This is a genomic window from Pseudogracilibacillus amylolyticus (SeqCode) (assembly GCF_051918545.1).
Classification (GTDB): Bacteria; Bacillota; Bacilli; order Bacillales; family Amphibacillaceae; genus Pseudogracilibacillus.
Genome location: NZ_JBPPZG010000131.1, coordinates 1 through 10,747, shown reverse-complemented (window position 1 = coordinate 10,747; position 10,747 = coordinate 1). Strand labels below are relative to the sequence as shown.

Sequence of the window (10,747 nt, the reverse complement as noted above, 5' to 3'; positions counted from 1 at the left end):
GCATCCATCAGCAGCCACTCTGCATGTTGAGAAATGACTCTGCATCCATCAGCAGCCACTTTGCATGTTAGAAATCAACTCTGCATCTATCGGGAGCCACTCTGCATGTTGAGAAACGACTCTGCATCTATCAGTAGCCACTTTGCATGTTAGAAATCGACTCTGCATCCATCGGGAGCCACTCTGCATGTTGAGAAACGACTCTGCATCTATCAGTAGCCACTTTGCATGTTGGTAAACCACTCCTTAGAAATTTCTCTATCCCCTGTATCGGGCTAATAACCGCCGGCAAAGTAAATTTTCAAATAGTTGTTCAAAAAATATGAAAAAATTTTAAAACAAACTAAAAATAGAAAATAGTACGCTGTTTTCGAGCAATTTAAAACTACCAAAAACGTTGAATTTAAAACATTTTTAGTGATTTTTGGTGTCAAAGATGAGATGTTACATTAATATATATTCTGTCAATATGTCTAACATTTAAGTCTACCGATTTTCTTTGGAAATCGGAAGATATTGAGTTAAAATAGATGTTTTAATGTAACTTTTTACGGAGACATTCAATCGCTACTTACTATTAAAATCGGCTTATTCTTTAAGTTAAACTTTAAATCTATATCTTTTTAAAAAACTAATCCTAAATTATATAGTTCATTCACTTATGCTAGACTATACAAAAGGAGTGCACTTACTTATGATTTTACAAGCAAAACATATTTTACAAACGTTTTTTGGTTATGAAACATTTCTCCCGGGACAAGCGGAAACAATAAATCATGTTTTACATACAAAAAACACATTGGCCGTTATGCCTACAGGAAGTGGTAAATCATTATGTTATCAGATCCCTGCTCTAGCTATGGACGGAACGGCAATTATTATTTCTCCATTAATATCACTTATGAAGGATCAAGTGGATGCTCTAATTGCTAATGGTATTAGTGCCACTTATATTAATAGTTCCATATCTGCCACGCTGCAACAAGAACGGCTTCAAAAGATTGCAGATGGAAAATTTAAATTTGTTTATGTTGCACCTGAACGATTTGAATCATCATTTTTTGTAAACATTATTAAAAGTATTCGCTTATCACTTGTTGCTTTTGATGAAGCACATTGTATTTCACAATGGGGACACGACTTCAGGCCAAGCTATCGATCTATCGTTCCAACATTAAAACAAATACATAATATCCCTAGCTTTGTCGCGTTAACAGCAACAGCTACAAAAGAAGTAATTACTGATATTCAAGACTTATTACAAATTAATGAGCAATATGTAGTTAAAACCGGATTTGAACGAAAAAACTTATCCTTTCACCTAGTAAAAGGTAAAGATAAAGAAACGTATATCCGTTCATTTTTAAAAGAACGTAAAGACGAATCAGGTATCATTTATACGGCAACTCGCAAACAAGCAGATACGCTTTCTGACCAGTTAAGCCAATTGGGCTATGCTGTTGGAAAATATCATGCCGGAATGTCGGAATTCGAACGAAAAGAAGCTCAAACCGCTTTTATTCATGATGAAACAACAATCATGATCGCAACAAACGCTTTTGGTATGGGTATTGATAAATCAAATGTACGTTATGTGATTCATTATGCGATGCCAATGAATATTGAATCTTACTATCAAGAAGCCGGTAGAGCTGGACGTGACGGGGAACCGAGTGACTGTATTTTACTTTTTTCTCCTCAAGATATCCAATTACAAAAGTTTTTAATAGAACAATCAGAGATGGATGAACCGATGAAGCAAAATGAATATCGGAAATTACAAGCAATGATCAATTATTGTCATACACATAGTTGCTTAACATCCTTTATCGTCAATTATTTCAGTGACCTATCTTCTGAACATCGTTGTAATCGGTGCAGTAATTGTCAAAATGAAGGTGAAAAAACGGATATTACAGAGGAAGCTCAAATGATCTTATCTTGTGTAAAACGAATGGGTGAAAATTTTGGTGTAGGAATGACAGCAAAGGTTTTACGTGGATCAAAGGACAAAAAACTAATCACTTTTAATATGCACAAACTTTCCACATATGGTATTTTATCAGCCTATACAGAAAAGGAATTAACCGAATGGATTCATTTTTTAATTGCTGAACAATTACTAAGTACGGTAGAAGGAAAATACCCGACTTTAAAACTTAATAAAAATTCTGTTGCTGTTCTAAAAGGGAATCGGAAAGTATGGATGCAAACAGCTCCAATCCCAAGTAATGAGGAAGTTGACTTTCACGAGGGATTATTTGCTAATTTACGGAAGCTGAGAAAAAATGTTGCAAATGAGAAGAATGTTCCACCGTATGTTATCTTTTCAGATGCAACATTAAGAGACCTATGCCGTTATTTTCCAACCTCAAAAGATGAAATCCTACAAATTAAAGGGATCGGTGAAAGAAAATATGAACAATATGGTGAACTCTTCATGCAAGCCATTCAAGACTTTAAAAAAGAGCATCCGGAAATTAAGCCAAAAGTTCAAATTACGAACACACATCGTCCCATCCGTAAAAAAACAACAAGTGAGAGCACACATGATGAACCGAGTCATATTGTAAGCTATAAAATGTTCCAGTCCGGAAAATCGATAAAAGATATTGCTACAATACGTGCCATGACCGAACAAACCATTGAAGGACATTTATTCAAAGCGTTTCGGGACGGCTATCCGCTAGTGTGGGATATATTTTTTAATGAGGAAGAAGAAGACGTTATTTTAACGAAACACGAACAACTTGAAGAGAAGCGTCTAAAACCACTGAAAGAATCACTTCCCGAAACCTACTCTTACCGGAAAATTAAAGCTGTTTTAGTAAAGAATGAATTGATGTAAAATTTAAATACCCCTCTTATTGCATATCATTCCACGATTTGGATATGCTAACTGTCGAATATGTATAAATGCTTGAGGAGGAAAAAGTAATGGCACGTATTGGAGTAGAACAAGGTCTTGATAATGTAAAAGAAGCTTTAAGAGAGATGGGACATGAAGTTGTTGATGTACATTCTGAAGATGATGCAGCTGGCTGTGACAGTGTCATCATTTCCGGAACGGACAAAGACATAATGGGCATTGCCGATGTTGCAATTGAAGGTCCAGTTATTAACGCCGACGGGGCGACGACAGAGCAAATTTGTCAAATGGTAAGAGACAGGTTTAGTTAACGGTATAAACTGTAAAATTTCCGCATCTAGTTATCTAGGTGCGGTTTTTTTTGTTGATCTAGTTAGAGAAGCATTGAATCCGCTTCCCTTTCACGCAAAGTTTTCAGGTTAATTGTTTCATCATGAAATTTTTCCGTAATTAAAACTTAACACCTATTTAGCTGCAAAATCGTTTAAAAATAAGTAGGAAGGGAAGTTAGTTAGAAGAAAGTTTTCTAATCAGTGAGTTAAATAGTTAGCTTTTGTTACTAATCTTAAATGAGGTGACATGATGAAAGGCATTGTGTTAGCAGGTGGAACTGGATCACGACTTTTGCCAAGTACAAATAGTACGAATAAACATTTACTGACCGTCTACGATAAGCCGATGATTTATTATCCCCTTTCTGTTTTAATGTTGGGCGGCATTAGGGATATTCTCATAATTAGCACACAAGAAGATCAACAGCGGTTTAAAGATTTGTTAGGAGATGGCAGTTCATTTGGACTTCGCCTACAATATGCTGTGCAAGATGAACCAAATGGAATTCCCGAGGCTTTAACAATTGGAGAAACGTTTATTGACCGTAGTGATGTCACGCTTATTTTAGCTGATAATATCTTTTTCGGCCAAGGATTTACCAATGTAATACGACAGGCCATCCATGAAAACAAGTATGCTACTATTTTTGGCTACCGAGTAAAAGATCCGAATCGTTTCGGTGTGATTGAATTTGATGAAGAGCAAAATGTTATATCATTAGAGGAAAAACCAGAAGATCCTAAATCAGATTTTGCAGCAACAGGACTTTACATCTATGATCATCAAGCTGTAAAAATGGTCAAAAAACTATCTTTTTCAAGACGTGGTGAATTAGAAATTACTGATCTAAATAAATTATATCTTGAGAAGGGACAGTTAAAGGTACAACTGTTAGGACGTGGATTCGCTTGGATGGATGCAGGAACCCATGATGCTTTATTTGAAGCATCCACATTTATCAAAAACATCCAAGATCGCCAAGGATTTAAAGTCGCTTGCTTAGAAGAGATTGCTTATTACCTTGGTTATATTTCAAAACAGGAGCTTTATGAAGTTGGAAAAAGCATGGACAATAATGAGTATGGTACGTATTTACTGGAACTGGCAGAACGAAAATATACGCAGCAATATTGGGATGCATCCCTTCACTACCCTCACTTGAGGCCGGTAAGACATGGATAAAAGTAAACCAGCTTTATTAGTAACCGGAGGAGCGGGTTTTATCGGCTCAAATTTTGTAAAATATTACACAGAAAAATACCCGGATAAGCAAGTTATTAATATCGACAAGTTAACCTATGCCAGTTCGGTCGATTACATCGCGTCTATTCCGACTGATAACTATACTTTTATTCAAGGTGACATTACGGATGCCCATTTTATCAATCAACTTTTCGAATCTAATTTCATCACAGGCATCATTAATTTTGCAGCGGAGTCTCATGTCGATCGTTCGATAAAAAATGCTGAGAAATTCATGACAACAAATGTACACGGTGCATTTAATTTAATTAATTGTGCAAAAAACGCTTGGGAAAAACAAGGAAATTTAGATAAGAACCGTTTCCACCAAATTTCAACTGATGAAGTGTATGGATCTTTGGGGAGTACAGGTAGGTTTGAGGAAAATACCCCGTATGATCCGAGAAATCCATACAGCGCATCCAAGGCAAGTGCTGATTTAATCGTAAAAAGTTTTGGATATACGTACGGGATGAATGTTGTAATATCGAGCTGTTCGAATAATTACGGCCCGAATCAGCATCAGGAAAAGCTAATTCCGACAATTATCTCTCAAGGTCTTCAGCGGAAAACAATCCCGATTTATGGGGATGGGATGAATGTTCGCGATTGGTTATATGTACTGGATCATTGCCGGGCGATTGATCTTATTTACCATCATGCCGAACGTCTGGAGAAATATAATATTGGCGGAAATTGTGAAGAAACGAATGTTTCAATTGCAAAAAAGGTTTGTGCCCTACTTGATGATCATCCTTTCACTGAAAAAGACGGATTTACACATGAACAGTTAATCACGTTTACAGACGATCGCCTCGGCCATGATAGAAGATATGCAGTCGATGATTCGAAACTAAGAAGAGAGTTTAATTGGAAGCAAGAAGTAAGCTTAGATGAAGGGTTAGAAAAAACAGTGGACTGGTATGTGAGAAAATGGACAGAAAAAATACATTAATATCTGTTGTCATCCCTATCTATGGGTGTGAGCATAGTTTAATAGAATTAACGGAAAGACTTATTGACTCCTTAGAAAAAATTACGGAAAACTTTGAAGTTATCTACGTAAATGATGCGAGCCCTGATGGTGCATGGCAAACAATTAACAAGTTATGTAGGCTTGATAACAGGATAAAGGGAATTAATTTATCTCGAAATTTCGGTCAGCACAATGCGATTACTGCAGGGCTCGATCGTACAATCGGCGAATGGGTCGTTGTCATGGACGGTGACTTACAAGATCGTCCAGAAGAGATTATTCATCTATATGAAAAAGCTCAAAATGGGTATGACATTGTCTTTGCGACAAGGGTGGAAAGACAAGATACGTTTTTTAAAAAACTAAGCTCGAAAATTTTTTATGCATTTTATAATTATTTGGCAGAACGTTCAAGTGATAATGCAGTGGCTAATTTTAGTATTAGCTCAAAAAAAGTTATTGAAAGTTTTAGACAAATGAGAGAGCAAAACCGAATCTATCCCCTTTTTATCCAGTGGATGGGGTTCGACACAGCCTATATTCCTGTTCATCACCAACAGAGAAGGGCTGGAAAGTCTTCCTATAATATTAAAAAGCTCTTTAAACTGGCAACAGACGTCATTATTTCTCAGTCGAATAAACCGCTTCGTTTTTCTATACAAATTGGTCTTTTTATTGCAATTTTGTCTTTTATTTATGGTGTCTATTTATTTGTCAGATATTTCTTCTTGGCTGAACATGTACCTGGCTGGACCAGCTTAATGGTTTCCATCTTCTTCTTGGGTGGATTAATTTTATTTAATCTCGGGATTATTGGCCTTTATTTAGGTAAGGTTTTCAATGAAACAAAGGCTCGCCCGCTCTATTTTGTTAAAGAAGAAATAAATATGAGAGAGGAGATTGAAAATGAACGGTTTGAAACAAACCCCTTGGGACAAAAGGACATTTCAAATTGATACTTATGAAATAGTGGATATAAATGAAGATACATTAAAATTAACAGACGAATTAGAGGGACATTTCACAGTAAAAATTGACCCTTTAGCTAATCACAAATTGCTTCATGCGTACGGATTCTATTATGTAGATACATTAATAGAACCCCGTTGCAAAAAGGAAAAGTTACAGCTTTTCCACAACAACATGGTTCATCTCACAACTGACTTTGAAGAAGATAATGTGCTGGACATTGCAGCAAATACATTTGAACATGGCCGTTTCCACCGTGATAATATGATTCCAAATCATTTAGCTAATAAGCGGTATATGCGCTGGGTTGAAGATTTGATTGAAGAAAACGGTATTTATGCACTGATTTATAATGAGAAAGAAGTAGGTTTTTACGGTTTCAAAAATGATCGTGTCTTATTATTAAGCATTCATCCAGATTATCAAGGTGCAAATTTAGCAAAATCCTTTACGAGTATGTGTGTGAAAAGACAATTTGAACTTGGGTATGAGGAATTAAAGACATCTATTTCGGCAGCGAATGTTAAATCACTTAATTTATTTATAAAACTCGGATTCACCTTACATAAAACAGTCGATGTGTATCATAAATTTCACGGCGCACCATTGAAGGAAGTGTAAATTTTGGGTTATCTTTATATCGCCTTAACTATTGGTTTTACCGTGTACGGTCAATTAATTTTAAAGTGGAGAATTGACCAGATCGGCGGATTGCCAGAGCAAACCTTCAGTAAATTACTTGCGCTGCTTACCCTTATTTTTGATCCATTTATTTTTTCCGGTTTAGCATCTGCGTTTATCGCATCCCTGTTTTGGATGGCTACGATGACAAAATTCGATATCAGTTATGCCTATCCGTTTATGAGTTTATCCTTTATTCTTGTCTTTCTTTTGTCGGCCATTCTATTCGCTGAAGCCGTTACAGTACATAAAATAATTGGGCTGGCATTTATTGTTGCAGGTATTTTTATTTCCAGTCAAAGTATATGAGGTGTTTTTCGTGATCCCTTTTAATAAACCAGCTATTATTGGCGAAGAACTTAAAATGATGGAGCAAGCAATCAATCAAGATCAACTTTCAGGAAATAACGAGTTTACTAAAACCTGTGTGCAGTTACTTAAAAATCTTACAAATTGTAAAGAAGCACTGCTCACCCCCTCTTGTACAGCTGCACTAGAAATGTGTGCATTATTAATTGATGTAAAAGATGGGGACGAAATTATTATGCCATCCTATACCTTTGTGTCGACAGCTAACGCTTTTGCTCTACGTGGTGCCCGCATTCGTTATGTTGATATTGAAGCGGCGACAATGAATATTTCTGTCCGCGAAATTGAACGGGCGATCACAAATAAAACAAAAGCGATCGTTGTTGTCCATTATGCCGGAGTAGCTTGTGACATGGATGAAATTATGAAACTAGCCGCAACACACCATTTATGGGTGATAGAGGATGCAGCACAAGCACTGCAGAGTAGTTACAAAGTTCGTCCCCTTGGATCAATTGGTCATTTGGCAACACTCAGCTTCCATGACACGAAAAATTATCAGTGCGGAGAAGGTGGCGCTTTATTAGTAAATGATCCGTCCCTTCTTGAACGTGCACATATTATCCAAGAAAAAGGAACAAATCGAACCGCCTTTCGTGAAGGAAAAATTGATAAATATACATGGCGTGACTTGGGTTCTTCTTATCTTTTAAATGAACTGAGTGCAGCATTTTTATCCGTTCAATTAAAACATGCCGACAAAATATACTCAAATCGGATGAAAGCTTGGAAGCTATATGACAAAGGATTAGCGGAATTAGAAAAGAAAGGTCGTATAGAAAAGCCGAGCATTCCAGACGTAAATACGCATAATGCCCATCTCTTTTTCATCAAAACAAGAGATAAGCGAGAACGGGCAAAACTAATGGATCATTTACAAGATAACGGGGTTCAAGCAGCGTCTCACTATGTTCCATTACACAATTCAGTTGCCGGGAAAAAATTTGGTGTATTTGTCGGAAAAGACAACTATACAACGACCGAAAGTGAACGTCTTGTCCGTCTACCACTCTTTTACCAGATAAGAGAGAAGGATGTTACCTATGTCATTCATCAAATCTATTCGTTTTTCAAATAAATATTTATTTATTTTGGCGATCCTTATTGTGCTTACCTATTTATCTCCATACTATTTTTTAGGTGAAAATACACATATTCGAGTTCACGATAATTTGGATTCCAATATCGTTTGGTACAAAATTCTTGCTGAAAGTGGACAGATTTTTGCTGCACCCAATTCACAGCTCCCAAATATTATCAATGGACTCCCTCGCAGTGCCCTTCCCTCTGCACTAGATGGTGTGCTATGGTTGTATGTCTTGTTTCCACCGTTTCTCGCTTATGCGATTAGCCAGACAATGATGCGCATCATAGCATTTATTGGGATGTTCCTTTTGTTGCGCACCTATATCATTCCCGGGCTGCAACGGGGGTACTATGTGATTGCACTCGGTGTATCCGTTTGTTTTGCTATTCTGCCTTATTGGCCGTCTGGTGTGTTATCAATTGCAGGTTTACCACTTGCAACCTACCTTTTTCTTACGATACGTCAGCGGGAATTTAAAACACCGAAACAATATTGGGTTTATTTAAGCTTGATCCCCTTTTTTTCTAATTTCATTTTAACGTTTGTCTTTTTTCTAACGATTGTTGGTCTCTTGTTCTTGTATGATGCATGGAAAAAAAAGCGGTTCAATCGAGCCTTTTTTCTTTCAATCAGTTTAATGATCTCTATTTATCTCATTAAAAATTATATGCTTATTTACTCGATGTTTATCGATAGCGGGTCTGTATCACATCGAAAGGAACTTGATTTAGGTTACAACAGTTTTACACAAACCGTACAGCTGTTTAAGCAAAATTTTATTCATAGCCATACACATGCTCTTGATTTTCATGCAACTGTCATCCTTCCCGTTATTTTGGTTGGTTTTATGATTGCCACTTTTTACCGAACGAACGTAAACTTGTTAATAAAGTTGTTTTTATTAAACGTTCTCTTTTCGCTCGCGTACAGTTTTTGGTATTGGGAAGGTTTGCGTATATTGAAGGATAATTTTTCCGTTTTTAACGAGTTTAATTTCGGACGTTTCCATCTGTTACGCCCGTTCCTTTGGTATATGATGTTCGCAATCGCCTTATCAATCATATGGAAAAAGCTTAAATTTGGTTCTATTATCGTTTACCTTTTACTTCTAGCACAAATTGGTCAATTGTTTGTGTTGACAGAAGAAATAAAATACCATCATGTCGGAACACCGACCTATGCTGAGTTTTACGATGAAGAACTTTTTGCTGAAATTGAGACTTACATTGATGAACCGCAAGAGAATTATCGCGTTGTTAGTATTGCGCTGCATCCTACGATTGCGCAATATAACGGGTTTTATACACTGGATACGTATAACAATACGATCCCGCTTGCGTATAAACATGATTTCAGGAAAATCATCGCTCCAGAACTTGAGAAAAATCATACGTTAGAAAAATATTTTGATACATGGGGAAGCAGACTTTATGTATTTAGTGATGAAATTGGAAAAAAATATGTTTTTAAAAAAGATAGTGATATGCGGATAAATGAACTCGATTTAAATATAGAGCAGCTTAAAAAACTTGGAGGAAAATATATTTTTTCCGGGATACCCATAGAAAATCATGCCGAACTTGGGCTTGAATTTGAAAAAAGTTTTTCTACAAAAGATTCGTACTGGAAGATTCATTTGTATCGGGTGAATGAAAAGGAGTTGGACCATAACTAAAACATTCCATTCTAAAGTCATACGTTTCGGGATAGAGAATTTAGAATGTTTATTCAGGCGTTGGATCTTCGCATGTAGATGGTCTTTACTCCCCGTTTAAGAGTTCTAATTTCAGAAGACTTCTTTGAAACGCCTTAAACTTTTAGAACGAATGTTTGCTTAATCCTGGAAATGTGGTAATATAGTATTAATAAAATTTTAGTTCTAATGTATCAGTTAAAAGCACAGAATATTCGGAATGGGTGGGGCGAGAATGGACAGGATAAACAAACCGCATGATAAATTTTTTAAGGAAACACTTGGCGATGTATCTGTCGCACAAGATTTTATTCATCACTATTTACCGGAGGAAATTTTGGGTATAATAGATATAAGCAGTATTTCTCCAGAAAAAGACAGTTTTATCACGAAAGACTTGGAAGAGTATTTTTCCGATTTGTTGTTTAGTGTTACAATGAATGGAGAAGAAGGATATTTATATTTTTTATTCGAGCATAAGAGTTACGAGGAAAAAAACATTTCATTCCAGCTCCTAAAGTACATGAT

At 36.2% G+C, this 10,747-nt stretch carries 10 protein-coding genes; all 10 read left to right on the top strand.

Annotation, left to right across the window (positions count from 1 at the left end; translation table 11 throughout):
• Positions 1-694: 694 nt before the first annotated feature.
• Entirely contained in the window at positions 695-2,848 is a 2,154-nt protein-coding gene (gene recQ, locus ACPYKA_RS14065; RefSeq protein WP_479542868.1) for a DNA helicase RecQ, read from the top strand.
• Between the two features lie 89 nt (positions 2,849-2,937).
• Entirely contained in the window at positions 2,938-3,180 is a 243-nt protein-coding gene (locus tag ACPYKA_RS14060) for a YkuS family protein (protein WP_479542867.1), read from the top strand.
• 271 nt (positions 3,181-3,451) lie between these two features.
• On the top strand, positions 3,452-4,384 hold the full coding sequence (gene rfbA, locus ACPYKA_RS14055) for a glucose-1-phosphate thymidylyltransferase RfbA (RefSeq protein ID WP_479542866.1): 933 nt from the start codon (positions 3,452-3,454) through the stop codon (positions 4,382-4,384).
• Positions 4,377-5,399, top strand: a complete 1,023-nt coding sequence (gene rfbB / locus ACPYKA_RS14050; protein ID WP_479542865.1) for a dTDP-glucose 4,6-dehydratase — start codon at positions 4,377-4,379, stop codon at positions 5,397-5,399. The genes rfbA and rfbB overlap by 8 nt, the downstream gene beginning before the upstream one ends.
• A complete protein-coding gene (locus ACPYKA_RS14045) occupies positions 5,378-6,376 on the top strand; it encodes a glycosyltransferase family 2 protein (RefSeq protein ID WP_479542864.1) in 999 nt (332 codons plus the stop codon). Before rfbB ends, ACPYKA_RS14045 begins: the two co-directional genes overlap by 22 nt.
• On the top strand, positions 6,327-7,010 hold the full coding sequence (locus ACPYKA_RS14040) for a GNAT family N-acetyltransferase (protein WP_479542863.1): 684 nt from the start codon (positions 6,327-6,329) through the stop codon (positions 7,008-7,010). The genes ACPYKA_RS14045 and ACPYKA_RS14040 overlap by 50 nt, the downstream gene beginning before the upstream one ends.
• Positions 7,011-7,013: 3 nt before the next feature.
• A complete protein-coding gene (locus ACPYKA_RS14035) occupies positions 7,014-7,379 on the top strand; it encodes a DMT family transporter (protein ID WP_479542862.1) in 366 nt (121 codons plus the stop codon).
• A gap of 10 nt (positions 7,380-7,389) precedes the next feature.
• Positions 7,390-8,517, top strand: a complete 1,128-nt coding sequence (rffA, locus tag ACPYKA_RS14030; RefSeq protein ID WP_479542861.1) for a dTDP-4-amino-4,6-dideoxygalactose transaminase — start codon at positions 7,390-7,392, stop codon at positions 8,515-8,517.
• On the top strand, positions 8,483-10,201 hold the full coding sequence (locus ACPYKA_RS14025) for a DUF6044 family protein (RefSeq protein ID WP_479542860.1): 1,719 nt from the start codon (positions 8,483-8,485) through the stop codon (positions 10,199-10,201). Before rffA ends, ACPYKA_RS14025 begins: the two co-directional genes overlap by 35 nt.
• Positions 10,202-10,454: 253 nt before the next feature.
• The coding region (locus ACPYKA_RS14020; protein ID WP_479542859.1) for an Rpn family recombination-promoting nuclease/putative transposase at positions 10,455-10,747 on the top strand (293 nt) is incomplete at its 3' end.

Coding starts and splice junctions, on each gene's coding strand:
- recQ (WP_479542868.1), top strand. CDS start 695: ATGATTTTACAAGCAAAACATATTTTACAAACGTTTTTTGGTTATGAA.
- ACPYKA_RS14060 (WP_479542867.1), top strand. CDS start 2,938: ATGGCACGTATTGGAGTAGAACAAGGTCTTGATAATGTAAAAGAAGCT.
- rfbA (WP_479542866.1), top strand. CDS start 3,452: ATGAAAGGCATTGTGTTAGCAGGTGGAACTGGATCACGACTTTTGCCA.
- rfbB (WP_479542865.1), top strand. CDS start 4,377: ATGGATAAAAGTAAACCAGCTTTATTAGTAACCGGAGGAGCGGGTTTT.
- ACPYKA_RS14045 (WP_479542864.1), top strand. CDS start 5,378: ATGGACAGAAAAAATACATTAATATCTGTTGTCATCCCTATCTATGGG.
- ACPYKA_RS14040 (WP_479542863.1), top strand. CDS start 6,327: ATGAACGGTTTGAAACAAACCCCTTGGGACAAAAGGACATTTCAAATT.
- ACPYKA_RS14025 (WP_479542860.1), top strand. CDS start 8,483: ATGTCATTCATCAAATCTATTCGTTTTTCAAATAAATATTTATTTATT.